Origin of the sequence: Streptomyces sp. NPDC020362 (assembly GCF_040642095.1) — a bacterium.
GTDB lineage: Bacteria > Actinomycetota > Actinomycetes > Streptomycetales > Streptomycetaceae > Streptomyces.
This window is the reverse complement of record NZ_JBFAET010000141.1, coordinates 1-23730: the sequence shown is the minus strand read 5'-3', so window position 1 is coordinate 23730 and position 23730 is coordinate 1. Positions and strand designations below refer to the sequence as shown.

The window sequence follows — 23730 nt, the reverse complement described above, 5'->3', positions numbered from 1 at the left end:
ATCATGTCGACCACCTCCGGAAAAGCGCTGATTCCAGGGTGCTCCCGCGGGCGCGGAACGTCACGTGGAGGCCGGTTCCTTCCTCAGTCCCCGGCTGGCTCCGACCTGGTGGTACTGGACCGCGATCCGTTCGCCGGGCCCGTGGAGGCGATCGCGGAGACGGGGGTCGCGCTCACCTATGTGGGCGGCGAGCGGGTGTACGCGGCCGCGAACGCCTGAGCCGTTCGTTGTGGGCGGCGCACAATCGCCGCCCCGACAACTGTCGCCGGGTGATGAGCCCGCGTAGGTTACTCGCGGGTATCGTCACCGACGTGCCGAAGAAAGCCGCAGCGGTGGGCGTGGACACGGGCGGCCCGTACAAGGCGTTGCCGCCGGGTCTGCCCGACCGCCTCAGACCCTATGTCCCCGAGATCACCGAGGAGGTCTTCCGTGCGATCCGGACCGGGATCCCCGAGTACGCGCGCCCCATGGACGAGACGTACATGCAGGCCGTGCACCGGGGCGTGGACCATGCGCTGCGCGGGCTGCTGGAGCGGATGGCCCAGCCGGACACCGACTGGGAGCCGGTGCAGGCGACGTACGAGCGCATAGGCCGCGGGGAGGCCGAGGAGGGGCGCAGCCTCGACTCGTTCCAGTCCGCGCTGCGGCTCGGCGCCCGGGTGACCTGGCGCCGGGTGAACGCGCTGGTGGACCAGGGGCTGCTGCCACGCCACGTGCTGGGCGCGTTCGGAGAGGTGCTGTTCCTGCACCTGGACGAGATGGCGGCCGCCGCGACCGCGGCCTACACCGAGGCCCGGCTGCACGCGGCGGGCGAACTCCAGCAGCGGCGGGCCCGGTTGGTGGACCTGCTGACCGCCGCCTCCCCGGCCTCCGCCGAGGCGATCGCCGGTCTGGCGCACGCCGCGCGCTGGACGGTGCCGCGGGCACTGGCGGTGGTGGCCGTGGACCCCGGGCCCGGGACGGGGCCGATCGTGCCGCCGGAGTTCCTCACGCGGTTCGACGTCCAGCCCGCGCTGTTGGTGGTGCCCGATCCGGAAGGTCCGGGCCGGGCCCGGGCGGTGGCCGCTGCACTGCAGGGACTGCGCGCCGCGATGGGGCCGACCGTTGCGCTGGACGAGGGGGCGCGGTCGCTGCGCTGGGCGACGGAGACGCTGGACCTCGTACGGCGGGGCGTCCTGCCCGGCACGGACGCGGCCGGTGCCGTGGTGCGCTGCCAGGACCACTTGCCCACGCTCCTGCTGATGCGTGACGACGCGCTGCTGGACGCGATGGCCGAGCGTCGGCTGCGCCCGCTGGAGCAGGTGCGCCCGCCACAGCGGGAGCGGCTGGCGGAGACCCTGCTGAACTGGCTCCGCTCCGGCCGCGGTGTCGCGGATGTGGCCGAGCGTCTCGCGGTGCACCCGCAGACGGTCCGTTACCGGATGCGGCAGCTGGACGAGCTGTTCGGCGACCTGCTGCACGATCCGGCGGCCCGCTTCGAGATGCAGCTGGCGTTACGGGCACGGCAGCTGCGCAGAGGTGCGGCGCTCGGGGAGGGCACCCCCGAGTGACTTCATGGACAGGTGTCCGGCTATTCTGGACGCCTGTCCATGAAGGGAAGGGGTGCGCCGGTCATGGAGATCGTCGCGAACGTCCTGGTCGGCCTGGTGGCCGTCCTGCACGCGTACATCCTGGTGCTGGAGATGTTCCTGTGGCAGAAGAAGCCGGGCCGGGGACTGCACGGATTCGACCCGGAGATGGCCCGGGCGACCGCGCCGCTGGCCGCCAACCAGGGCCTGTACAACGGCTTCCTGGCGGCGGGCCTGGTGTGGGGGCTGGTCGCGGGCGACCCGACCGGGCTCCGGGTGCGGGTGTTCTTCCTGTCGTGTGTCGTGGTGGCGGGCGTGTTCGGCGGTCTCACGGCCAACCGGCGCATCCTGTTCGCCCAGGCGCTGCCCGGTGGGCTCGCCCTGGCAGCCGTCCTCGTCGCGTCATGACCCGGGCACCCCAGGAGGACCCGCGGGCAGCCCGTACCCGCGCCCGGCTGCGGGCTGCCCTGCTCGACGAGTGCGCCGAGCATCCTCTGGAGGAGGTGGGCGTGGCCGCTCTGGTGCGCCGGGCCGGGGTGGGGCGGGCCACGTTCTACGTGCACTACGACGGGCTGGAGGCGCTGGCGGTCGACGCGTGCGCGGACGTCGTGCGGCAGGCGGTGGACGCGCTGCACGCCTGGCGGGGGCGGCCCGATCCGGTGAACGCCCCGCCCGCCCTGCGGGAGTTCTTCGCGGGCCTCGCCCCGCACGCGGCCCTGTACCGGTCGCTGCTCGCGCCCGGCGGGGGCGGGCCGCTAGGGCGGGTGCTGCACCGGGACCTCAGGGCCCGCAGCCTGGCCGAGCGCGAGCTGGCGGGCGCGGCGGACGCCCCGCTGGTCGCCTCGGCGGTGGCGGCGACCTTCGCGGGGGTGCTCGCGGACTGGCTGCACGGGATGCTGGAGGCCACGCCCGAGGACGCGGCGGACCAGGTGTGGCAGTTGCTGGTCGCGCTCCACCGGAGCCGGTGACCGGTCAGTCGCAGCCGGCGCCGTGCTTCGCCCGCGGCCAGGCCTCCACGGCGGCGGAGGTGCGGACGTAGGCCGTGCCCTGGTCCTCGGTGAGCCACAGCTGCAGGCCGCGGTGGCGGTACCCGGTGTCGTGGGCGTCCGCGGGCATGCCGACGTCCTTGCGGTACGGCGCCTCGAGCAGTCCTTCGCGCCCGAGGACGCCCTCGGGATCGCGGACGTAGGTACGGCCGTCCAGATCGAGGAAGCGGGCCGACTGCCATCCGCAGTGCCGCGGACCGGCGGAGCTGCTGAGCCGGCTCACCGGTACCCGCCTGCCGCCCCCGTCCGTCCACACCTCCCAGCCCTGGGCGGCCGCGAACGCCGGGGGCAGTTCGGCGGGATCGCAGGAGGCACTGGTCTCCGGGCCCCAACCGGGCCGGTTCGGCTGGTCCTTGGCCACCACGACGGCCACCTTGGTGCGGCCCTTGACGTCGAAGGAGTACAGCACCCGGTCCGTCTCCCTGCGTTCCACGCGGTAGCCGTGGTCGGGCTGCGCCGGCTGGACCATGTCGAAGGAGAGCTTCAGTCCCTCCTCGGGCGTGCCGCCCCCGTCTGATTCGCCCCACCCGTCGGGGCCGCTGCCCTCGAAGATCTGCCCGTCGCACTCCAGCGCCCGGCCCGCGGCTCCGGAGGCCAGGCGCAGGGACCGGGGGGTGCCGTCGTCGACCGCCTTGGTGGGGACGTGCAGCGGCCCGCCGTACGGGGTGGCCGGTGGCGTGCCCGCGGCCGTCACCCGTACCCCTGTGCCGTCGTCGCACCCCACCGTCGTCACGGCCACCAGAACCGCCACCGCCACCAGTCCTGTGCGCATGCCCGCCCCTGTTCCTCGCCGCCGTTTCCGGTCCTTCGACGCCGGGGCGGCCCGTAACGTTCGGCGGTCAGCGGGTCTCCTGGAACGTCCTGCGGTACGCCTGCGGGGACACCCCGATCGACGCGTGCAGGTGCTGGCGCAGCGAGGCGCCGGTGGCGAAGCCGACCTCGGCGGCGATGCGGTCCACCGGCAGGTCGCTGGACTCCAGCAGGTGCCTGGCACGGGCGACGCGCTGCTGGATGAGCCAGCGGCCGGGGCTGAGTCCGACCTCGTCGTTGAAGCGGCGGGCGAAGGTGCGCAGGCTCATCCGGGCGTGCCCCGCGAGGTCGGAGAGGGGGAGCGGCTCGTCCAGGCGCTCCAGGGCCCAGGCACGGGTCGCGGCGGTGCTCGCGGCGCCGCTCTCCGGCACCGGCTGCTCGATGTACTGCGCCTGTCCGCCGTCCCGGAAGGGGGGTACGACGCAGCGGCGGGCGACGGCGTTGGCCAGCTCGCTGCCGTGGTCGGTGCGGACGATGTGCAGGCAGATGTCGACGCCGGAGGCGGCACCGGCCGAGGTGAGGATCCGGCCGTCGTCCACGAAGAGCACGTCCGGATCCAGGTCCACGTGCGGGTACCGGCGGCGGAAGAGGTCGGCCACCTGCCAGTGGGTGGTGGCCCGGCGGCCGTCCAGAAGGCCGGCTTCGGCGAGGACGAAGGCGGCGGTGCAGATGGACACGATCCGCGCGTCGGGGCGGATGCGGGCGAGGGCCGCGGCGACCTCGTCGGGCAGGTCGACGGGGATGTGCGAGGGCGGCATGGAGGTGACGACCACGGTGTCCGCGGTCTCCAGGATCTCGGGGCCGTACTGGACGCTGACGCTGAAATCGGCGTTGGTGCGCACCGGACCGCCGTCGACGGTGCAGGTCAGCACCTCGTAGTGGCCGTCGGCAGCGCCGAAGATCCGGCTGGGGATGCCCAGCTCGAAGGGGTAGGCGCCGTCGAGGGCCAGGACGGCCACGCGCTCGGGACTGGTTGTGCCACGCATGGCACGATTCTATCGAAGCTTGGCAATCATGCCATTTCCCGGGCGGGCGGCCCCCGGCAGGCTGGGTGACCATGAGCAATGTGAACACGATGCGTGCCATCAGCCAGGACGTCCTCGGCGGTCCCGAGGTCCTGAAGGAAGTACAGGTGGAGCGGCCGAAGCCGGGTCCGAACCAGGTCCTGGTCCGGGTGCGGGCCGCCGGACTCAACCCCACCGACTGGAAGCACCGGGCCTTCGGCTTGTTCCTGGGCGAGCCGCCGTTCGTCCTCGGCTGGGACGTCTCCGGCGAGGTCGCCGAGACGGGAATCGGCGTGGCCGCCTTCCGCCCCGGCGACGAGGTCTTCGGCATGCTGCCCTATCCGTACGGCCACGGCTCGCACGCCGAGTACGTGATCGCCCCGGTCCGCGCCCTGACGCACAAGCCGGCCTCGATCGACCACGTCCAGGCGGGCGCGCTGCCGCTGGTGTCCCTGACCGCCTGGCAGGCACTGACCGAGCACGCCGACGTCCAGCCCGGGCAGCGGGTGCTGATCCACGCGGCGGCCGGCGGGGTCGGGCACGTGGCCGTGCAGATCGCCAAGGCGCGCGGCGCGTACGTCATCGGCACGGCGAGCGCGGGCAAGCACGACTTCCTGCGGGAGATCGGCGTGGACGAGGCGATCGACTACCGTTCCACCGACTTCACCGAGGCGGTGCGGGACGTCGACGTCGTTCTGGACACCCTCGGCGGGGAGACGGCCCTGCGGTCGCTGCGCGTGCTGCGGCCGGGCGGGGTCGTGGTGTCGATCCTGCCGGACGGTTCCCGGGAGTTCTACGCGGAGGCCGAGCGGCTAGGCGTACGGGCGGTGCAGATGCTGGTGGACGCCGACCGGGCCGGGATGGAGGCGGTCGCGGAGCTGGCCGACTCGGGCAGGCTGCGTGCCACGATCGCGGGGACCTTCCCGCTGACCGACGCCGCCAAGGCGCACGAGCTGGGCGACACCGGCCGGACGACGGGCAAGCTCGTCCTGCTGGCGGACTGAGCCCCACCTCCCGGAAAGTGAGCACGGGTCCGGCCTCCCTGCCCGTGCTCACGTCCCGCATCGGCCGGCCAAGAAGGCGCCACACGCGAAACTCGAAGACATATGTCAATCGAACATGCTCAAATTCCTTCCATCGAGGGTAACTTGACGGTCGAGAGACGGATTTCCGGGCGCGCGTGGGAGGTGGTGCCGTCGTGCAGCAGGAGCCCTCGCCGTTCACCCGGCATCTGCGCATACGCGAGCACCGCGGGCACACGGTGCTGGAGTTCCGCGGCGAGATCGACATCGTGGCGGCGACGGAGATCGCGCCCGCCTTGGACCGGGCGACCGGCCGGGACGGCGTGCGGGTCGTGATCGATCTGCGGGCCGTCGAGTTCTTCGACTGCTCGGGGCTGCGGCTGCTGTACCGGGCCCGCAGCCGGGTGCTGGAGCGCGGCGGGCGGCTGCACCTGGTGTGCACCCACCCGCTGACGCTGCGCGTCCTCAGGGTCACCGGTCTGTCGCGCCTGCTGCCGCCGCAGCCGTCGCTGGACGCGGCCCTGGAACAGCCCGAGGCCGCGTCCGGCCGGCCGTCGGTCACCTGAGGATCCCCTACTTGAGGATCCTCGTGACCTGACCGGCGCCCACAGTCCGCCCGCCCTCGCGGATGGCGGACTTCAGGCCCTCCTGTATGGCGACCGGCTGGATCAGCTGGACGTGCATGGTGGTGTCGTCACCCGGCATCACCATCTCGGTGCCCGTGGGCAGGGTGCCGACGCCGGTCACGTCGGTGGTGCGGAAGTAGAACCGGGGGCGGTAGTTCTCGAAGAACGGGGTGTGGCGGCCACCCTCGTCCTTGGAAAGGATGTGCGCGCGCCTCGAACTCCGTGTGCGGGGTGACCGATCCGGACCTGATCACGACCTGCCCGCGCTCGACCTCCTCGCGCTTGACCCCGCGCAGCAGCAGCCGACGTTCTCACCCGCGCACCCCTCGTGATGGCCGCGGTCAAGGTGGTCTTGCCGTGGTCGATGTGCCCGATGGTGCCGATGTTCACATGGGGTTTGGTCCGTTCGAACCTCGCTTCGCCACTGCGCCCTCCAGGTGGATGGGTGCCGCGGGTGCCGCGCCACTCCTTCCTGTCTAGGCGTTTCTCGGTTCGTCGAACAGGGCGCTCACGGACTCTCCGTTGTGAATGCGTCGTACGGCCTCGGCGAGGGCCGGCGCGATGGACAGGACGCACAGCTTGTCGGTGTGCTCGTCCAGGGGCACCGGCACTGTGTTGGTGCACACGATCTCCAGCACGTCGGGCTGCTCGCTCAGTCGCTTGAGCGCTCCGGCCGCGAACAGGCCGTGCGTGCACGCCACCCGGATCGAGCGTGGCCCCGACTCCCGGAGCCTGTCCAGGAGTTCCAGCACCGTGCTGCCCTTGGCGATCTCGTCGTCCAGCACGATGACGTCCCGGTCGGTGACGTCGCCGATCACGGAGCTGATGCTCACCCGGTCGTCCGCGAACCGCTGTTTGGCGCCGGCCGCCACCTGCGCGCCGATCAGCCGGGCGAAGGCGGCGGCCTCCTTGGCGTTGCCGAGGTCCGGGGAGACGACCGTGGTGCGCGACAGGTCGTACTGCCCGAAGTGTGCGGCCAGTTCACGCAGGGCGTGCAGGTGATCCACCGGCACCGAGAAGAAGCCGTGGACCTGCGGTGCGTGCAGGGTCATCGCGAGGACCCGGCTCGCGCCCGCCGCCACCAGCAGGTCGGCGACCAGCCGTCCGCCGAGGGAAATGCGCGGCGCGTCCTTCTTGTCCGAGCGGGCGTAGGAGTAGTGCGGCATGACGACGGTGATCCGGGCCGCCGAGGCGCCGCGGGCCGCGTCGCACATCAGCAGCAGCTCCACCAGGTGCTCCTGCACGGGTCTGACCAGCGGCTGGATCAGGAAGACGTCCCGTTCCCGGCAGTTGGCCTGGAGCTGCACCTCCAGACAGTCGTTGGCGAACCGGCTGACCCGGGTGGGGCTGAGCGGCACACCGAGGTGGGCGCAGACCTCCTCGGCCAGTTCGGGGTGGGCACTGCCGGTGAAGACGGCGATGTCTCGCACGATCCGCTCCTCGCATGATCGACACGGGCTGCGCCGGTCATGTTACTGGGGGTGCATCCTTCACCAGGGCACCGGTGTGCCGTTCCTGGAGAAGAACCCCCCAGCCGGACCGTCCTGCGGCCGCAGTCGGCACGCCGAACCGTGGCCGGAGGGCGGACCCGGCGCGGGTCGGGTCGGGGACGGCCAGGAGTTCGCCCAGGACGAGGGTGGCGGTACGCCGGTTCGTCCCTGGCCTCCTCCGCCCGCTCCGTACGGCTGCGCGGTGTTCTGTCCGATGCGCCGCTCGGGGCATCCGAGCACCGCCGAAGCCGCGGGCGGGCGGCGGCACACGGGCCCGGGACCGCAGCGCCCCGGGAGCGTGAGCGGAAATCGCCGGCGCGCACCCGGCGGCGCACGGACGGCGGCATCCGGAGCCGATGCGGGGGTAACCGCGCTACAGCACGGGGAAGTTGAAGACTGGAGGAGCGATGGACCGCACCGTTCGGCACCTGCCCCGGATCCTGCGCGCTCCGGCGAAGCCGGAGGCGGCTGCTCAGGCCCGCCCGACGCCCGCGCGGCACGTCCTTCCACTGCCCGTCCGTGCCCTTGCGATGCTGGTGGCCTTCGTCCTCATGGTGGCGTTCGCCGTCGTCCTGGCCCGGCTCACGCTGCAGCCGTCCCCGGCCTCGGCGCCCCTGACGCACAGCAATCTGCACCCCGGCCGCTCCGTTCAGGCCTACCTGGATCACGCGCCGCTGCGGGACGCGGTCCGGCAGATCGGCGGGAACGTCCTGCTCGGGGTGCCGTTCGGGGCGCTGGTTCCGGTGCTCGCGCCGCGTGCCCGAGGGGCGGTCCAGGTGGTGACTCTCACGGCGTTCATGATGCTGCTGGTGGAGCTGGTCCAGGGTGCGCTGGTCACCGGGCGGGCCTTCGACATCGACGACGTCGTCCTCAACACGACCGGAGCGCTGGCCGGCTGGCTGCTCCTGGGACGTCGGCTGGGGCAGGCGGTGCACGCGCGGGTGCGGCGGCCCGGGACTGAGTGACCCTCAGCTACAGGTCCGTACCAAGGTATTGACGCCCTCTTATCTCACTCCTTAAATCAAGAGGCATCTCACCCCCACACCGAACGGAGAGTCATGGCCTCCCCCCGTCTGCTCCGCAGATGTCTGCTCACCGCCCTGTCCGCCGCCCTGGTCGGCTCGGCCGCCGTCGTCCCGGCCCGCGCCGGGACCCCCGCCCCCGAGGCCGCCGCCGTCACCACGTTCTCCGACACCTTCGACGGACCCGCCGGCTCCGGGGTCGACTCCTCGAAGTGGACACTGGAGACCGGCGACAACGTCAACAACCACGAGCGGCAGTACTACACGTCGGGCACGAAGAACGCGGCCCTCGACGGCCAGGGACATCTGGTGATCACCGCCCGCAAGGAGAACCCGGCGGGCTACCAGTGCTGGTACGGCAGCTGCCAGTACACCTCGGCCCGGCTGAACACCGCCGGGAAGTTCAACGCCCAGTACGGCCACGTCGAGGCCCGGATGAAGATCCCGCGCGGGCAGGGAATGTGGCCCGCGTTCTGGATGCTCGGCACGCCGGTCAACTGGCCGGACTCGGGCGAGATCGACGTGATGGAGAACGTCGGGTTCGAGCCCTCGACCGTGCACGGCACCATCCACGGCCCGGGCTACTCCGGCTCCGGCGGCATAGGCGCCGGCTACACCCTGCCGGGCGGGCAGGCCTTCGCGGACGCCTTCCACACCTTCGCCGTCGACTGGGCGCCCGACTCGATCACCTGGTCGGTGGACGGCACCGTCTACCAGCGGCGCACACCCGCCGACTTGGGCGGAAAGACCTGGGTGTTCAACAAGCCGTTCTTCCTGATCCTGAACCTCGCGGTCGGCGGGTACTGGCCGGGCGACCCCGACGGCTCGACGCAGTTCCCGCAGCAGCTGGTCGTGGACTCCGTGTCCGTGACGACGAGCGACAGCGCGGCCGGCGTCCCGATCCGGGGCCTGGCGGGCAAGTGCGCGGACGTGGCGGGCGCGAACTCCGCCAACGGCACCCCGGTCCAGCTCTACGACTGCAACGGCACGGGCGCCCAGCAGTGGACGGTCGGCTCGGACGGCACGATCCGGGCGCTCGGCAAGTGCCTGGACGTCACCGGCAACGGCACGGCGGACGGCTCGACCGTCCAGCTGTGGGACTGCACGGGCGGTCCCAACCAGAAGTGGGCCGTTTCGGCGGCGCACGACATCGTCAATCCGCAGGCCGACAAGTGCCTCGATGCGACCGGGAACAGCTCGGCCAACGGCACCCGGCTGCAGATCTGGACGTGCACGGGCGGCGCCAACCAGAAGTGGACGGTCGGCTGAGCCGTCGGTTCAGTGCAGCGTCCACGTGTACTTGCCGCCGCCCACGAAGCGCACGACCTCCGGGTCGTCCAGGTCGTGGATGGTGATGCCGTGGGAGGCCGCCGCCTCCAGCACATCGGTGATGGACGTGGCCGAGCCGACCACCTGACCGTCGATCTCCATGATCCTGAAGGGCGGCTCACCCGGCTTGCCCGGGCACAGCCCGAGGACCAGAACCCGCGGATGAGAGATGTGCGGAACTGATTGTTCGGTCATGGAATAGAGCGTAGAACGCAACCCGGGCCGACGACTCGTCCGCGGGGTCTGTCCAGGAGAGCACCGATCGCGGCCCGGCCCGGCGTGGTCACGCAGCGTCGGCGAGCCGGCGTGGTCACGCGGCGTCGGCGGGCGCGGGCGGTGAACCGCCGGTCGCGCCCACGCGTGCGGAACCGCACGCCGGCACGGCCGCGTGCCCCTCGGGGCGCACGGCCGCGCCCGGGTGCGGTGCGCGTGCGGGGCGGGGAGGGCTGGGGAACCCTGGAGGGGCGTGACGAGGCGGAGGTGACCATGGATCCCGTCGCCGCCCTGGACCGGATCGCCTTCCTGCTGGAACGGTCGCTGGCACCCACCTACCGGGTCCGGGCCTTCCGTACCGCCGCCCGGGTGCTCTCGGCCCTGCCCGAGGGCGAGGTCGCCGGGCGCGCGGCGGCCGGAACGCTGGAGTCGCTGAAGGGGATCGGCCCGAAGACCGCGCAGGTGGTGCGGGAGGCCCTGGCAGGGGAGGTGCCCGGCTATCTGCGCACGCTGGAGGAGGAGGCCGCGGGGCCGGCGGCCGACGGGCCCGGCGCGGAATTGCGGGCGTTGCTGCGCGGCGACTGCCACACCCATTCGGACTGGTCCGACGGGGGCAGTCCGATCGAGGAGATGGGGCGCACCGCGGCGCTGCTCGGCCACGAGTGGACGGCCCTGACCGACCACTCCCCCCGGCTGACCGTGGCCCGGGGTCTGTCGTCGCAGCGGCTGCGCGAGCAGCTGGAGGCGGTGGCGGGGCTGAATGCGCGCTGGGCGCCGTTCCGGCTGCTCACCGGCATCGAGTGCGACATCCTGGAGGACGGTTCGCTGGACCAGGAACCGGAGCTGCTGGCACGGCTCGACGTGGTCGTGGTGTCCGTGCACTCCAAGCTGCGCATGGACGCCCGCTCGATGACCCGCCGCATGGTGGCCGCCGTCCGCAATCCGCATGCCGACGTGCTCGGCCACTGCACCGGACGCCTGGTCACGGGGCGCGGGCGCCCGGAGTCGGAGCTCGACGCGGACGAGGTGTTCGCCGCCTGCGCCGAGTCGGGTACGGCCGTGGAGATCAACAGCCGTCCCGAGCGGCTGGACCCGCCGAGGCGGCTGCTGCGCAAGGCCGTGGCTGCCGGGGTGCTGTTCTCGATCGACACCGACGCGCACGCGCCCGGCCAGCTGGACTGGCAGATCCTGGGCTGCGCGAGGGCGGCGGAGTGCGGCGTGCCGGCCGGGCGGGTGGTGACCACCTGGCCGGCCGAGGAGCTGCTGGCGTGGACGCACGAAGGCCGTACGCCGGCCGGGGCTCCATGAGAAAGCCCCGGCCGTGACGGGGGAATCACGGCCGGGGCGGCCAGGTGGTGGGCGCGGATGGCGGTCGCCTCTCGGCGAAGGGCTCCACAGGGCTTCAGCCGAACGATCTTCCCTGCGGGCGAAAGGTGAGGCCCGGGCACGCCGTCCCATCCACACCCACGACTGGTTCAACGGGCAACCACCCCGCGGTGTTCCAGGCGGGTGCCGTGACCCGTGTCACGCCGATCCTGCGGTCGGCGATCCCCGGCTCAGCGCGGCGCACGCTCCTCCAGCGCGGCCCGCCAGGCAGGGTGCCGGTCCTCGGCCGCCGGTTCGGCGCGGCGTCCGCCCCGGGAGAAGAAGTCGGCCAGCGGCAGAATCGCCGCACCGACGGTGACCGCGTCGGGGCCGAGCCGGCCGAGCTCGATGGCCACCTTGTCGGCCGGGTGGCGCAGGGCGTAGGTCGCCGCGTGCCGGCGCACGGCGGGCAGGAACCGGGTGCCGAGCTGGAGCCCGGCCCAGCCTCCGATCAGGATCCGCTCGGGCTGGAACAGGTTGACCAGGTCGGACAGGCCGGCGCCCAGGTACTCGGCGGTCTCCTCCAGGACGGCGAGCGCGACCGGGTCGGGATCCTGGCCCTCGGGCGGATAGGCGGCGGCGAGCATCGCGGTGAGTGCGGTCTCCTCGTCGGTGCCCCTGGGCGGCCGCCCGCCCTCCTCGCGCCAGCGGGCCAGCAGCGACTCGGCACCCGCGTAGGCCTCCAGGCAGCCCGGCGCGCCGCAGCGGCAGCGGCGCCCCCGGACCCGCACCGTCAGATGCCCCCACTCCAGGGCCCGCCCGTGCTCCACCTCGGGGGTGACCAGACAGGCCCCGACGCCGGAACCGAAGAGCACGACCACCGCGTTGCGGGCGCCGCGGCCCCCGCCGAACCACATCTCGGCCTGCCCGAGCGTCTTGGCGCCGTTGTCGATGAAGTACGGCACGGTGTCCGGTAGTCGGGAGGTCGAGCGGAGCAGCTCCTCCAGCGGCACCGCGTCCCAGCCGATGGTCTGTCCGTGCACGACGGCACCCCGCTCCGCCGTGTGCTCGACGATGCCGGGCACGCCCACACCGACGCCGAGGAGCCGCTCGGGCGAGGCCTCCTCGGCCGTGAGGACCTCGGCTATGCCGTCGCGGATGTGGCCGGCGATGACGTCGACGTCGTAGCCCTGTGGGGCCAGCGGGCGTTCGGTGCGGGCGAGTTCCGTGAGCGTCAGGTCGAACAGCTCGACACGGACCCGGGTTTCGCCGACGTCGACACCGATCATCTGTCCGCTGTGCGGGGCCACGCGCAGCAGGGTGCGGGGGCGGCCGCCGTCGGAGTCGACGCTGCCGGCCTCCTCGACCAGGCCGTCTGCGACGAGGTCCGCGACCACGTTGCTGACCGAGCCGGAGCTGAGGCCCGTGATCGGACCCAGCTCGAATCGGCTGAGGGGACCGTCGAAGTACAGCCGCTGCAGCACGGCCGTGCGGTTGCTCCGCCTGAGATCGCGTACCGTACGCCCGTTGCGCCCCGCCATGTGGCTCCCCTCGACCTTGTCCCGATCTGCAACATACCCTTGGGTACCAGCTGGACGCGACATTCCGCCAACCCTTATTTCACGTGATGAGCTAAGCGAGGGCGGTACGAATCCGGTCGATTGCGGCGACCGAACCCGTGCCGGAGCCGTCAGCCTTCCGGACACAGGGCCAGTACGGGCGGAACAAGGTGCCGACACCGGGACGGAACGGACCCCGATGTCACGACGGAGCGGCCCGCACACCGGTGGACCGCGGTGCGGGAATTGCACCCGGCAGGGGCCGGCCGTCGCCCGTCAGGCGAAAGGCCCCTCGACCGTGAAGCGGCGCAGATGGCGGGCGAAGGTCTCGGCCTCGCCCGGCGGCCACGAGGACAGGCTCGCCATGATGTGGTCCGCCAGCCGTGTACGCAGTTCCGTCACCGCGAGTTCGCCCTGCTCGGTGAGGACGAGCAGATGGGCCCGCCGGTCGGTGGGGTCCGGCTCGCGGCGGACGAGGCCGGCGGCCTCCAGCCGGGAAGCCCGGCGGGTGACGCCGGAGCGGTCGAGGCCGACGTCGGGGGCGAGGTCGGCCGCACTGCGGGGTCCGGTCCGGGCGAGCGCACTGAGGACCGGGTACGTCAGCCCGTCCACCCCCTCGCCCATGCCTTCGGTCAGCTTCTCGTGGAGCTTTGCGCGCGTGGTGCGCCGCAGAAGGATGCCCAGCGCGTTGGCGATGTCGTGCCCTACTTCGTTCGTCACACCCCAAGAATAGCGTGCGCAACGCACGCATCCGGTGCTACAGTCGAGGCGAAGCGTGCGCGGCGCACGCATTTCGGTTCTTGCTCTCGAAGGGAAGTCCCATGACCCGCACCGGCATCGAGGCTGCTCTCGCCGACCTGATCTTCAACAAGGACCTCACCGTCCAGGAGGCCGCCGACCGCCACTTCACCCCGGAGTACCGCCAGCGCACCGACGGGCGCTGGGACGACCGCGCGGAGTTCATCGAGCACATCACCCACGTGCGCTCCCTCGTCGCCGACGGCCACGTCGCGGTGCACGACGAGCTGTACGACGGCAGCACGTACGCCGACCGGCACACCGTGTACATCACCAAGAAGGACGGCTCGACCGTGACCATGGAGGTCTACGTCTTCGCCGACCTCGCTCCCGACGGCCGGTTCAGCCGCATCGAGGAGACCACCCTGATGCTCCAGGGCTCCGACGCCGACCGCGCCATCGGCAGCGCCCGCTAGGGCCCGCACTTGGAGCACCCACCCCGCATGGCCGCTCGACCGGCCCCGGCGTGCGCCACGGCGGCTTCCCCGCGTTCTTCACGCCGGAGCCTGCCGACCCGACTGCCCGCGTCCGGGTCGGCAGGGAGGCGGCCTCTTCCTTCGTGCGGCACTCGGCCGGCCTCGCGCAGGCGGATCACCCCGCCGCGTACACGTCCTCGACGTAACGCCCGTCCGCCACGAGCGAGTCGAGCCACTGCCCTGCCGCCGTGTCGTCGGCGCCGGAGGTGTGCTCCCGGTACAGGGTGCGGAACGCCTCGCGCACGCCGGGTGCCATCCGGGCGCCGTCGCCACAGACGTACACACGGGCCCCGGCGGTCAGCAGCTCCCAGACCTCGTCGGCCTCGGCGGCGATGCGGTGCTGCACGAAGAGGGCGCCGTTCTCCGGGGCGGCGCTGAAGGCCGGGCGCAGTGAGACGGCTCCGGCCTGTTCGGCCGCGCGGAGTTCACCGGCGTGCAGGAAGTCGGCGTCGGGGGCGTCGCAGCCGAAGTAGAGCAGCGCCGGGGGCAGTTCGGCACCGGCGGCACGGGCCGCGGCGCGGTCGGCGACGGCTGCGCGGAACGGCCCGAGGCCGGTTCCCGCAGCGACCATCACGACGGGCGCGGCGCGGTCGATCCGGAAGACCTCCCGGCAGGGCTGGATGCGGGCGTACAAGGTGTCGCCGGGCTGACGGGAGGCGAGATGGCCGGAGCCGGAGCCCCGGTAGCGGCCCCTGCCGGATCGCGCGGGGGCGTCCAGGACGGAGATCATCAGGTCGGCGTGGCGCGGATCGGCCGCCGGGGAGGAGGAGAGCGAGTAGTGGCGGGGCCTGATCGGCGTCAGCAGGTCGATCAGGTGCGGCCAGTCGAGCGCACCGCGCAGGGCGGGGTGGTCCTCGACGATCTCCACCAGGGTGCGCGGGTCGTCGCCGGTCACGGCGGTGAGGGAGGCGCGTTCGGGAGGACAGGGGTTGGCCTCGGCGAGCAGGGCGAGCTGCCGTGGGGTCGGGCGTTCCTGCAACTCGACCTGGTGCGTCAGCAGGTGGCGCACCGTCACCGGACGGTCCACGGCGAGGCCGTCGCGGCGCGCTCGGGTGGCCCGGATGTCCAGGACGGTGCCGAGGTCGACGCCGAGTGCGGCGGCGGCGCGGTCCACGAGGTCCGGGGCGTTTGCCGGGAGCACGGCCAGATGGTCGGCGGTGCGGTAGGTGATGCCGTCGGGCAGGGCGATGCGCAGGAACCGCTTGGTGCGCGGGTGGCCCGGCGCGGTGAGGTCGTACGCCTCGGTGACGGTCATCGGCAGCAGCCCGTGCCGCTGGGCGAGGGCGTCCAGCGGGCCGCCGGTGACGGTGCGGACCTCGTACGCCGTGGCGGGCTCGTCGGCGGTGCCGGTGGCGGCGTCGGGGTCGCCGTGTTCCTCGAGCAGGGAGGTGCGCAACCGGACGGTGAAGTCCCGGACGGCGCCGGTCAGGTCGCCGGAGGCGTCGGCGGCGGCGCGGTCGGTCAGCCGGGTGGCGCCGAGTTCGGCGAGGCGGGCGTCGATGCGGGTGGGGATGTGCTGGTAGGTGGCGGCCCAGTTGCGGTCGCCGACGCCGAGGACGGCGTAGGTCACGCCGGTCAGGTCGGGGGTGCCGTCGAGCCAGGCGGTGAAGGCGGTGGCGTCGTCGGTGGGGCGGCCGTTGTAGGAGGCCGCGGTGATGACGACGGGCCGGTCCGTGGGCAGGCCGTCCGCATAGTCGTCCAGGGCGGCGACCTCGGTGGTGCAGCCGAACGCGGCGGCCTCGTCGGCGAGCTGGGCGGCGAAGGCGCGGCAGGTGCCGTAGTTGCTGCCGTGCAGGAAGAGTGTGCCGGTGCCGGGGCGGACCCGGGCCGGCAGGGTGTCCGGGCCCGGGACCTGGGTGGCCGGGGTGGTCACGGCACCCGGCAGCGGGGCGTGGATCCGGTCCGCGGGGGTGCGCGGTGTGAGGGTGAGGGTGAAGCCCTCGGGCTTGAGGGTGAGGGTCTCCTTCACGGTGAGCACGTAGTCGGCGTGGTCGTGCAGCCGGTAGCGGTGGACCAGCATGGCCAGCAGCATGGTCGCCTCGTGCAGTGCGAACTGCCTTCCGATGCAGGCGCGTTCACCGGTCCCGAAGGGCTTGAACGCGTGCACCGGGCGGGCCGCCTCGGCTTCGGGCGCGAAGCGCTCCGGGTCGAACAGCTCCGGGTTGTCGCCCCACACGGGCTGCCGGTGCAGCATCGGGGTGAGCACCGTGACGGCCTGTCCGGCGCGCAGCGGCAGCCGCCCTCCGAGCAGGGTGTCCTCGCGGGCGTGCCGACTGAAGGCGGCGGCCGTCGGCCACAGCCTGAGCGCCTCGTTGAGGACCTGGCGCGTGTAGGTGAGGCGGCCGATGTCCTCGTACGTCGGTTCGGGGTCCGGGGCGTCGCCCCACAGCGCGTCGGCCTCGCGCTGGACGAGGCGGAGCGCGGCCGGGTCCTTGGCGAGGTGGTACAGGGCGAAGGACATCGCCCCGGAGGTCGTCTCGTGGCCGGCGATCAGGAAGGTGATGACCTGGTTGCGGATGTTGGCCGCATCCAGCGTGGTGCCGTCGGCCGGGTGGCGGGCGGTGAGCATCAGCCCGAGCAGGTCCCCGGCGGCGCTCTGGTCGGTGCCGGTGCGGGCGGCGATGACGTCGTCCACGACCCCGGCGAGGTAGTCGGCGTCCGCGCGGAAGGCGGCGTCGGCGGCCGTGTGGTCCTCGCCCGGGGTGCGGGCGAGGCGGGTCATGGCCCACTCCAGGCAGCGCACCATCGACTCGACGAAGGGGTGCGGCTCGGCCCGCCCGAAGGAGCCGAAGTCGTAGTCGAATCCGGCCAGGCCGATGGTGTCGAGGGTCATGCGGGTCATGTCGTCGGGGACGTCGACCGGCTGTCCGGCGCGGGCAGCACGGTCCCAGGAGTCGATGAGCCGGCGGGCCACCTTCAGCATCACCGGGTGGTAGGTCTTCATCGAGCCGAGCGCGAAGGCGGGCATGAGGACGTCATGCGCCCGGGCCCAGTTGGGCTCGTCGTTGTGGGCGGTGAACAGGCCGTCGGCGGTGAAGGCGCGCACGTTCTCCAGCGCGGGCCCGATGTGCTTGGCGAACCGCTCCTCGTCGGCGAGGTCCGCGACCAGGCCGGCATCGGCGACGAACAGGGCCTCACGCCCGTGCAGCCGGCGCACCAGCACCGGTCCATGGGTGCGCATCAGCTCCATGACCTGCTGGAGGGGGGTGCGTCCGGGCCCGGTGGCGGTGATGTCCACGACGGGGACGCCGGGCAGGGTGCGGGCCGGCTCGGGGTGCAGTGCGGTGGGGGGCATGGCGCGACAACCGCCTTTCGCAGAACGGAATCCTGCGCTCCAGGGTGGTCGACCGATCAGGGGCTCTCGGGCCGCGGCACTACACGATCGTGCAGTCGAAAGTCGACCCGAGGCCTTGCGCGCCTCCGGCGCGGGCGACGCGACACCGTCTGTGCACACCGCCTCCACGGGACCCGTGAAGTTGCCGGTGACCTGACTGTCCGTCTTGGATGGGCGGGAGAGCGGGAGGTGCGGGTGGAGGCAGAGCGGGCCGACGCGGTGGTGTGGCGCAACCGTGCGCTGACCCTCTTCGACCGGGTCGCCGTGCCGGTCGCGGTGTGCGACGTGCACGGCGAGGTGGTGCTCGCGAACCCGGCGATGGCCGCCGAGTGCGGTACGACGCCGGGGCGGCTGCGGGGCCGGGACGTGCTGGAGTTGTTCCGGCCGCAGGAGGCCACCCAGGTGGAGCGGATCGCCGAGGCGCTGCGGATGCGGCGCCGCTCGCGCTACCAGGTGTCCGTGCGCTGGAGTGCGCCCGGCGGCGCGGAGCGGTACGGGGAGCTGACGGCGGATCCGGTGAGCGACAGCGTGGACGTGACGCCGGCCCTGCTGGTGATGCTGCGGGTGCACGGCGAGCGCGCGGTCCGCCGTGCACCCGAGCCCGCCCCGGTCACGTCGGTGGAGGGCCGGGTGCTGGCGCTGCTGGCCCAGGGGGCCACCACGGCCCGGGCCGCGCGCGAGCTGGGCCTCAGCAAGGACGGCGTCACCTATCACCTGCGGCGCCTGTCGGCCCGCTGGAACGCGGCCAACCGGACCGAACTGGTCGCCCGCGCCTACGCCCTGGGGGTGCTCGTGCCGGGGGTGTGGCCGCCGGAGGCGAGGTCGGCGGAGGTGAGGTCGGTGGAGGCGAGGTCGGCGGAGGGCGGCTTCGAGTAGACCTGCCCGCGACCTCGGATGCGCGACCGTATCCGCGGCCTCGGATGCGCGGAAGCGGACGAGCGCGTGCCGGACCGTCTTCAGGTCCTGGTGGTGGTATCGGCCGCCTTCGCCCGGGTCGAGCGGTGGCCCGGACGCCCCCTGCGGCCAGATGGTCCACCGCCCGCCGGGCCCGCGGGCGGGCAGGCGGGCAGCACATCCCGGAAATCCCCGGGCGCACGTCAGCAGCACATCCCGGAAATCCAGTGGCCCACCCTCCCGTTGACTATCTAGGCTAGCCGTGAACCTAGAGCCTCTAGGTTCACGGCCCGGAATCCGGAAGGACCCCTCCCCATGAAGTCGCTCACCGAGCAGGACATCCGCAACTCGTTCATCAACTGCTCCAAGGGGGAGGCCAAGCGCCTGGCCGTCCCACGGGACCTCGGTGAACGCCCGTGGGACGACCTGGACTTCCTCGGCTGGCGGGATCCCGGCGCCCCCGACCGGAGCTATCTGGTCACCGAGCGGGACGGGCGGCTCGCCGGTGTCGCCCTGCGCTTCCCGGCCGCGCGGCGCGGGTTCCTGCACCGCAGCATGTGTTCGCTCTGCCTGACGACACATCCGCGGGGCGGGGTGTCCCTGATGACTGCCCGGAAGGCGGGCACGGCGGGCCGCGAGGGCAACTCGGCCGGGGTGTACATGTGCACGGACCTGGCATGCTCGCTGTACGTGCGCGGGAGGAAGCTGCCGCAGTCCGGGACCCGGTTCGAGGAGAGCCTGACCCTGGAGGAGCAGATCGCCCGTCTGACGGGACATCTGTCCGCGTTCGTCGACAAGCTCTGCGCCTGACGGCCGGTGCCGGTCAGCCGCCCGGGGTGAGCACGATCTTGCCCCGGTTGTCCCGGCTCTCCAACCGCTCGTGCGCGGCGCGCGCCTCGGACAGCGGCAGGACGGTCTCGACCGGCACCCGGTAGGCGCCGGCGGCCACCCGCTCGGCCAGTTCGCGCAGGTCGGGGCGTGGGTCCCAGCCGTGGATCTGCAGATTGGTGAGCTGGAAGCCGAGGATCGCGATGTTCTTCGGGTAGAAGTCGCGGGTGTCGACGGTGCTCGGCTCCAGGGCGACGTTGGCGAGCGCGACGACCCGGCCGCCGTGCGCCGTCTCGTGCAGGCTGTGCCCGAAGGCCCGGCCGCCCACGGCGTCGAGGACGACGTCGGCGCCGCGTCCGCCGGTCAGCCGGAGCACCTCCTCGACCTCGGCCTCGCCCGCGTGCCGGGAGGTGTCCACCACCTCGGCCGCCCCGAACCGCCCCGCCCACGCGGCCCTTTCGGCCGATCCGGCGAGGGCGACGACCCGCGCGCCGGCCTCGGCGGCGATCTGTACGGCCGCGGTACCGACGCCGCTCGCGGCAGCCTTCACGACGACCGTGTCCCCCTTGGCGACCCGGGCCAGCCGGCGCAGGCAGTACCAGGCGGAGAGCCAGGCCACGGGCAGGACCGCCGCCTCGGTCAGGTCCACCCCGTCGGGCAGCGGGGTCACACGGGCGGCGGGGACGGCGGCCAGTTCGGCGTAGAAGCCGGGTGAGTCGATGCCGTCGAGCGCCATGACCGGCTGCCCGACCCGGAGCCCCGTCACCCCCTCCCCCACCGCCGCAACGGTTCCGGCGGCCTCCGCACCGGGAACCAGCGGCGGGCGCCCGGCCCGGTGATACTTGCCGGCCCTGACCAGCGCGTCCGCGCGGTTCACCCCCGCCGCCGCGATCCGCACCAGCACCTGCCCGGGTCCGGCCACCGGGTCCGGCACCTCCACCGGCACCAGCACCTCGGGCCCGCCGAACTCCTCGATCCGCACCGCACGCATCCCACACCGTCCTGTCTCAGAAGGATCTGTTTGACACCGGTTGAACGGGTGACACGATGCGACACCTCTTCAATCAGTGTCAAGTCACCATCTGAAACGGTGTCGCCGGGGTAGGCTGACCCCATGACCCAGCCATCCGACCCGGCGCTCGCCTTCCCCTTCCTGGGCGGCCGCCCCTGTCTGGACTTCGTCGCCACACTCGGCAAACGGCACGCCACGCCCGTGGAGCGGCTCCCCGATCCCGGCGCCCTGGCCCGCTGGATCGCCGAGGCGGGGCTGTCCGCCGAGGACGGTCCGGTCCCGGTCACCGCGCGGGACCTGACCGAGGCCCGCACCCTGCGCGAGGCGGTCCACCGCGTCCTACGGTCGGCGATGGCCGGGCAGGAGCCCGACGCGGCCGATGTGCGACTGGTCAACGAGATGGCGGCCCGGCCGGACCTCGCGCCCCAGCTCGGACCCCGGCGCTGGACGGCGCGGCAGCCGGCGCGCGCCGCCCTCGCGAGCGTGGCCCGGGACGCAGTCCTGCTGGTCGGGGGCCCGCTGCTGGAGCGGGTCAAGAAGTGCGGGAACCCGGACTGTTCCCTGCTGTTCCTCGACGACTCCCAGGCCCGGCGCCGCCGCTGGTGCTCGATGGAACGCTGCGGCAACCTCGCCAAGGTCGCCGGCTACCGCTCACGCAACCGGGCCGCCCCGACGCGGTGAAGGTACGTTCGCCCCGCGTGCGGAACGGGAACAGGCCAAGGGATGCACGTCGTACGCAAGTGGAGCGAGCAACTCCTGCGCCTGGTGGGACGCCGTCGGGAGCCGGTGGTCGTCCAGACGCTGCGGTCGGCCACCGCGGCGACGATCGCCTATGTCGTGGCACTGCGCCTGAGCCCCGAGCCGGCCCCGCTGACCGCGCCCCTGACCGCGCTGCTGGTCGTCCAGGTCACCTTCTACGCCACCCTCACCAACGGCATCCGCCGGGTGAACTCGGTGGTGGCCGGGGTGCTGGTCGCCATCGCCTTCAGCCTGCTGGTGGGGCTGACCTGGTGGAGTCTCGCGCTGCTGATCGTGGCCTCGCTGGCCGTGGGGCACCTGGTGCGCGTCGACGAGTACGTGGCCGAGGTGGCGATCAGCGCCATGCTGGTGCTCGGTGTCACCACCGTCGGGTTCACGGCCTGGGCGCGGATCGTGGAGACACTGATCGGCGCGGTCGTCGGGATGGCCTGCAACCTGCTGCTGCCGCCCCCGGTGTGGGTGGACGAGGCCGGCGAGTCCATCGAGGGCCTGGCCCGCCGGGTGCGGCAGTTGATGCTGCGGATGGGCGAGGAGGCCGCGGGCCGGATCCCCTGGCAGCGGGCTGCCGAGCGGCTGCACGAGGCACGCCGGCTGGACCACGACATCGTCCGGGTGGACGCGGCGCTGCGGCAGGCCGAGGACAGTCTGCGGCTCAACCCGCGGGTCAAGGAGGGCCTGCTGCACCGGGTGGTGCTGCGCACCGGACTCGACACGCTGGAGATCTGCACGGTCGTCCTGCGGGTGCTGGCCCGCACCTTCACGGACCTGGCCAAGGCCCGCGGGCCCGAGCCGCTGTTCCCGCCCCCGGCCGGAGCCGTCATGGAACAGCTGCTGTCGGAGATCGCCGACGCGGTGGTCAGCTTCGCGGTGCTGGTCACCACCCACCTGCAGGAGAACGCCGAATCGGCCGAGGCGCGCCTTGCGGCAGAACTGAGCACGGCGGCCGCCACCCGTGACCGGCTGGCCGAGCTGCTCCGGGAGGAGGTCCGCGGGGAATGGACCAACTGGCAGCTGATGGGCGCCGTGCTGACCGAGGTGAACCGCATCATCGACGAACTCGACACCGAGCACCGCACCCGCCGCCTGCTGGAGGAACTGGACCTGGTGTCCCGCGAGCAGCGGGCGAGGCTGCCCCGGATGTCCCGGCTGCGCGAGCGCCTCGGCGTGCAGGAGGAGCTGTGGCGGAACCGTGCGGGGGTCGGCGAACGTTTTCCGTGAGGAGTGTCGGGGCGGGGCCGGCACCGGATGCGAAGGAGCGGGCCGATGGCCGAGGCTGCCGTACGGATCGACGGGAACACGCTGCGGCTGCCGGGCGGGGTGGCAGTGCGGTTCGTGCGCACGCTGCGGCTGCCCGAGACGGGCACACATCCGCTGCCGCCGGGGCTCGGCGAGTTCCCGGTCCGGCGGGTGGCCGACTACGCCGACCGGATCCCCGAGGAGTGGCGGGCGCGCGGTGGCGTGATGCTGCCGGTGTATCTGCGCGAGGCGATGTGGCTGAGCTTCGCCGGTACGGCGGAACCGGCCGCCCTGCAGGTGGGGGTGGGCAAGGTGTGCGCGGTCTCCGGCAAGCCCTGGCGCGACCGTCTCTCCCGCGACCCGCAGAACTACGTGGTGCTGCCCCGCCAGCCCTGGCTGGACGGCATCAACTCCGGCACGGGGACGGTCCGCCAGTTCGTCGCTGTGCCGCTCGGTCTGGGCGCGACCGTGGAGGGGCAGGTCACGGGCGAGGAGGTGTGGGGCGGGATCCAGCTGCAGTCCTTCCCGCTGAAGGAGGAGGCCCTGGGCGAGTGGCGGCGCCGCGAGCGGGAACGGCGCGAGCGAGAACGGAGCGCCCCCCGGGCGCGCGGGGCCGTCGGCGGCTTCGGGGGCCCGCCGCCGATGGGCGGATACGGCGGGCCCGTGCCCATGGCGGCGGCCGCCCCCGGCGGGCCCCCGCCGGCTCCCGCGGCCGCTCCCCCACGGCGGGCGGCGGCCATGGGCCTGGGCGTCGGCGGCTCGATGCGCCAGGAGGTCTACCAGGACGACCGGCCGCTCACGGACTGGTCCGATACCCCCGCCGGGCGGGTGTTCGTCCATCTGGTCACGCCGCCGGAATGGCGCCGCATCACGGGCGAGGCGCCCCCGCCGTCGCCGGTGGACCGGGCGGCGTACACGAGCGCCGGGCTGCCCTGGTACGACTACTACGACGAGGACGCCGAGGACCTCGCTCCCACGGACACCCTGGAGGCCGTCAAGCCTGTCGGCGACTGGATCGGGGACGATCTGGACCCCTGGCAGCAGCCGTCCCCGGGCCAGGTGACACCGCTGAAGGACGCCCAGGGCAGGCCGGTGGAGGACGGGGAGTGGTAGCCCGAGCCTGGTATTGCACGCTGCGCAACGCCCTTTGCCCTTCTTGCCTTTGACGGTGGTTTCGCGCCAGGGTGGCTGTCACGACCGGGGCAACCGAGGACCTGAGGTGCGGCATGGACACGGACGCGCGGGCGGGGCGACGGGGGTCCCCCCTGGTCGAGCGGAGTCGAGAGCTTGGGGGAGGCTGGACGAGGCGCCGGTTCGTCGGGGCCGTGGCGGGCGCGGCCGTCCACGGACATCTCGAACAGGCCCGCGGCCACCTGCTGGTCACCGCCGTCCTCATGGA

At 73.0% G+C, this 23730-nt stretch carries 22 protein-coding genes and 3 pseudogenes; 15 read left to right on the top strand and 10 right to left on the bottom strand.

Features of this window, described 5'->3' with window-relative positions; all coding sequences use genetic code 11:
* From AB0H32_RS34240 to AB0H32_RS34225, 4 genes and pseudogenes are all read left to right on the top strand, one after another.
* Positions 1-219: pseudogene (locus AB0H32_RS34240) on the top strand (hypothetical protein); the annotation flags it as partial.
* Between the two features lie 92 nt (positions 220-311).
* Entirely contained in the window at positions 312-1550 is a 1239-nt protein-coding gene (locus AB0H32_RS34235; RefSeq protein ID WP_361128925.1) for a helix-turn-helix domain-containing protein, read from the top strand.
* A 63-nt stretch (positions 1551-1613) separates the two neighbouring features.
* Complete coding sequence (locus AB0H32_RS34230) at positions 1614-1976, top strand: DUF1304 domain-containing protein (protein WP_361128923.1); 363 nt, start codon at positions 1614-1616, stop codon at positions 1974-1976.
* Positions 1973-2536, top strand: coding sequence for a TetR/AcrR family transcriptional regulator (locus tag AB0H32_RS34225; protein ID WP_361128920.1), 564 nt, complete (start codon positions 1973-1975; stop codon positions 2534-2536). Before AB0H32_RS34230 ends, AB0H32_RS34225 begins: the two co-directional genes overlap by 4 nt.
* A gap of 4 nt (positions 2537-2540) precedes the next feature.
* Here AB0H32_RS34225 and AB0H32_RS34220 read toward each other — a convergent pair whose 3' ends face one another.
* Positions 2541-3386: a hypothetical protein gene (locus tag AB0H32_RS34220; protein ID WP_361128917.1), complete on the bottom strand. Its 846-nt coding sequence runs from the start codon at positions 3384-3386 to the stop codon at positions 2541-2543.
* 67 nt (positions 3387-3453) lie between these two features.
* Positions 3454-4410 carry a helix-turn-helix domain-containing protein gene (locus AB0H32_RS34215; protein WP_361128914.1) on the bottom strand — a complete coding sequence of 319 codons (957 nt, stop codon included), beginning with the start codon at positions 4408-4410 and terminating at the stop codon, positions 3454-3456.
* 71 nt (positions 4411-4481) lie between these two features.
* Between AB0H32_RS34215 and AB0H32_RS34210 the strand changes: the two genes are divergently transcribed.
* Both AB0H32_RS34210 and AB0H32_RS34205 read left to right on the top strand, forming a co-directional pair.
* The gene (locus tag AB0H32_RS34210) at positions 4482-5432 is read left to right on the top strand and encodes an NADP-dependent oxidoreductase (protein ID WP_361128911.1); all 951 of its coding nucleotides are present in this window, start codon (positions 4482-4484) and stop codon (positions 5430-5432) included.
* A gap of 194 nt (positions 5433-5626) precedes the next feature.
* Positions 5627-6016 (top strand): anti-sigma factor antagonist, encoded by a 390-nt coding sequence (locus AB0H32_RS34205; protein ID WP_361128907.1) that lies wholly within the window; start codon positions 5627-5629, stop codon positions 6014-6016.
* 7 nt (positions 6017-6023) lie between these two features.
* Here AB0H32_RS34205 and AB0H32_RS34200 read toward each other — a convergent pair.
* The 3 genes and pseudogenes from AB0H32_RS34200 to AB0H32_RS34190 form a co-directional block, all read right to left on the bottom strand.
* Positions 6024-6404 (bottom strand): annotated as a pseudogene (locus tag AB0H32_RS34200) (elongation factor Tu); the annotation flags it as partial.
* Between the two features lie 17 nt (positions 6405-6421).
* Positions 6422-6466, bottom strand: a pseudogene (locus tag AB0H32_RS34195) (hypothetical protein); the annotation flags it as partial.
* An 86-nt stretch (positions 6467-6552) separates the two neighbouring features.
* The gene (locus tag AB0H32_RS34190; RefSeq protein ID WP_361128904.1) at positions 6553-7506 is read right to left on the bottom strand and encodes a ribose-phosphate pyrophosphokinase; all 954 of its coding nucleotides are present in this window, start codon (positions 7504-7506) and stop codon (positions 6553-6555) included.
* Positions 7507-7973: 467 nt separating this feature from the next.
* Between AB0H32_RS34190 and AB0H32_RS34185 the strand changes: the two genes are divergently transcribed.
* Together AB0H32_RS34185 and AB0H32_RS34180 are read left to right on the top strand one after the other, a co-directional pair.
* Positions 7974-8531 (top strand): VanZ family protein, encoded by a 558-nt coding sequence (locus AB0H32_RS34185; protein ID WP_361128901.1) that lies wholly within the window; start codon positions 7974-7976, stop codon positions 8529-8531.
* A gap of 93 nt (positions 8532-8624) precedes the next feature.
* On the top strand, positions 8625-9857 hold the full coding sequence (locus AB0H32_RS34180; RefSeq protein WP_361128898.1) for a family 16 glycosylhydrolase: 1233 nt from the start codon (positions 8625-8627) through the stop codon (positions 9855-9857).
* Positions 9858-9866: 9 nt separating this feature from the next.
* On the opposite strand, the gene AB0H32_RS34175 is transcribed toward AB0H32_RS34180, so the two are convergent.
* Positions 9867-10112: a hypothetical protein gene (locus AB0H32_RS34175; protein ID WP_361128895.1), complete on the bottom strand. Its 246-nt coding sequence runs from the start codon at positions 10110-10112 to the stop codon at positions 9867-9869.
* Positions 10113-10403: 291 nt separating this feature from the next.
* Here AB0H32_RS34175 and AB0H32_RS34170 point away from each other — a divergent pair, with 291 nt between their 5' ends.
* Positions 10404-11438, top strand: a complete 1035-nt coding sequence (locus AB0H32_RS34170) for a PHP domain-containing protein (protein ID WP_361128928.1) — start codon at positions 10404-10406, stop codon at positions 11436-11438.
* A 248-nt stretch (positions 11439-11686) separates the two neighbouring features.
* Here AB0H32_RS34170 and AB0H32_RS34165 read toward each other — a convergent pair whose 3' ends face one another.
* The gene (locus AB0H32_RS34165) at positions 11687-12976 is read right to left on the bottom strand and encodes an ROK family transcriptional regulator (protein ID WP_361128892.1); all 1290 of its coding nucleotides are present in this window, start codon (positions 12974-12976) and stop codon (positions 11687-11689) included.
* Between the two features lie 294 nt (positions 12977-13270).
* Positions 13271-13714: a MarR family transcriptional regulator gene (locus tag AB0H32_RS34160; RefSeq protein WP_361128889.1), complete on the bottom strand. Its 444-nt coding sequence runs from the start codon at positions 13712-13714 to the stop codon at positions 13271-13273.
* 101 nt (positions 13715-13815) lie between these two features.
* On the opposite strand from AB0H32_RS34160, the gene AB0H32_RS34155 reads away from it, so the two are divergent.
* Positions 13816-14208, top strand: a complete 393-nt coding sequence (locus AB0H32_RS34155; RefSeq protein WP_361128887.1) for a nuclear transport factor 2 family protein — start codon at positions 13816-13818, stop codon at positions 14206-14208.
* Positions 14209-14383: 175 nt separating this feature from the next.
* On the opposite strand, the gene AB0H32_RS34150 is transcribed toward AB0H32_RS34155, so the two are convergent.
* Positions 14384-17563, bottom strand: a complete 3180-nt coding sequence (locus AB0H32_RS34150) for a cytochrome P450 (RefSeq protein WP_361128884.1) — start codon at positions 17561-17563, stop codon at positions 14384-14386.
* A gap of 234 nt (positions 17564-17797) precedes the next feature.
* Here AB0H32_RS34150 and AB0H32_RS34145 point away from each other — a divergent pair, with 234 nt between their 5' ends.
* The gene (locus AB0H32_RS34145) at positions 17798-18478 is read left to right on the top strand and encodes a PAS domain S-box protein (protein WP_361128881.1); all 681 of its coding nucleotides are present in this window, start codon (positions 17798-17800) and stop codon (positions 18476-18478) included.
* 333 nt (positions 18479-18811) lie between these two features.
* A complete protein-coding gene (locus tag AB0H32_RS34140; protein ID WP_361128878.1) occupies positions 18812-19306 on the top strand; it encodes an FBP domain-containing protein in 495 nt (164 codons plus the stop codon).
* 13 nt (positions 19307-19319) lie between these two features.
* Here AB0H32_RS34140 and AB0H32_RS34135 read toward each other — a convergent pair whose 3' ends face one another.
* Positions 19320-20315: an NADPH:quinone oxidoreductase family protein gene (locus tag AB0H32_RS34135; RefSeq protein WP_361128875.1), complete on the bottom strand. Its 996-nt coding sequence runs from the start codon at positions 20313-20315 to the stop codon at positions 19320-19322.
* Between the two features lie 123 nt (positions 20316-20438).
* Between AB0H32_RS34135 and AB0H32_RS34130 the strand changes: the two genes are divergently transcribed.
* The 3 genes from AB0H32_RS34130 to AB0H32_RS34120 are packed head-to-tail and all read left to right on the top strand — an operon-like array spanning position 20439 to position 23444.
* Positions 20439-21017 carry a CGNR zinc finger domain-containing protein gene (locus AB0H32_RS34130; protein ID WP_361128872.1) on the top strand — a complete coding sequence of 193 codons (579 nt, stop codon included), beginning with the start codon at positions 20439-20441 and terminating at the stop codon, positions 21015-21017.
* A 42-nt stretch (positions 21018-21059) separates the two neighbouring features.
* Complete coding sequence (locus AB0H32_RS34125) at positions 21060-22313, top strand: aromatic acid exporter family protein (RefSeq protein ID WP_361128869.1); 1254 nt, start codon at positions 21060-21062, stop codon at positions 22311-22313.
* A 45-nt stretch (positions 22314-22358) separates the two neighbouring features.
* Positions 22359-23444 (top strand): hypothetical protein, encoded by a 1086-nt coding sequence (locus AB0H32_RS34120; RefSeq protein WP_361128866.1) that lies wholly within the window; start codon positions 22359-22361, stop codon positions 23442-23444.
* Positions 23445-23730 lie beyond the last annotated feature (286 nt).

Coding starts and splice junctions, on each gene's coding strand:
- AB0H32_RS34230 (WP_361128923.1), top strand. CDS start 1,614: ATGGAGATCGTCGCGAACGTCCTGGTCGGCCTGGTGGCCGTCCTGCAC.
- AB0H32_RS34225 (WP_361128920.1), top strand. CDS start 1,973: ATGACCCGGGCACCCCAGGAGGACCCGCGGGCAGCCCGTACCCGCGCC.
- AB0H32_RS34220 (WP_361128917.1), bottom strand. CDS start 3,386: ATGCGCACAGGACTGGTGGCGGTGGCGGTTCTGGTGGCCGTGACGACG.
- AB0H32_RS34215 (WP_361128914.1), bottom strand. CDS start 4,410: ATGCGTGGCACAACCAGTCCCGAGCGCGTGGCCGTCCTGGCCCTCGAC.
- AB0H32_RS34210 (WP_361128911.1), top strand. CDS start 4,482: ATGAGCAATGTGAACACGATGCGTGCCATCAGCCAGGACGTCCTCGGC.
- AB0H32_RS34185 (WP_361128901.1), top strand. CDS start 7,974: ATGGACCGCACCGTTCGGCACCTGCCCCGGATCCTGCGCGCTCCGGCG.
- AB0H32_RS34180 (WP_361128898.1), top strand. CDS start 8,625: ATGGCCTCCCCCCGTCTGCTCCGCAGATGTCTGCTCACCGCCCTGTCC.
- AB0H32_RS34175 (WP_361128895.1), bottom strand. CDS start 10,112: ATGACCGAACAATCAGTTCCGCACATCTCTCATCCGCGGGTTCTGGTC.
- AB0H32_RS34170 (WP_361128928.1), top strand. CDS start 10,404: ATGGATCCCGTCGCCGCCCTGGACCGGATCGCCTTCCTGCTGGAACGG.
- AB0H32_RS34165 (WP_361128892.1), bottom strand. CDS start 12,976: ATGGCGGGGCGCAACGGGCGTACGGTACGCGATCTCAGGCGGAGCAAC.
- AB0H32_RS34155 (WP_361128887.1), top strand. CDS start 13,816: ATGACCCGCACCGGCATCGAGGCTGCTCTCGCCGACCTGATCTTCAAC.
- AB0H32_RS34150 (WP_361128884.1), bottom strand. CDS start 17,563: ATGCCCCCCACCGCACTGCACCCCGAGCCGGCCCGCACCCTGCCCGGC.
- AB0H32_RS34140 (WP_361128878.1), top strand. CDS start 18,812: ATGAAGTCGCTCACCGAGCAGGACATCCGCAACTCGTTCATCAACTGC.
- AB0H32_RS34135 (WP_361128875.1), bottom strand. CDS start 20,315: ATGCGTGCGGTGCGGATCGAGGAGTTCGGCGGGCCCGAGGTGCTGGTG.
- AB0H32_RS34130 (WP_361128872.1), top strand. CDS start 20,439: ATGACCCAGCCATCCGACCCGGCGCTCGCCTTCCCCTTCCTGGGCGGC.
- AB0H32_RS34125 (WP_361128869.1), top strand. CDS start 21,060: ATGCACGTCGTACGCAAGTGGAGCGAGCAACTCCTGCGCCTGGTGGGA.
- AB0H32_RS34120 (WP_361128866.1), top strand. CDS start 22,359: ATGGCCGAGGCTGCCGTACGGATCGACGGGAACACGCTGCGGCTGCCG.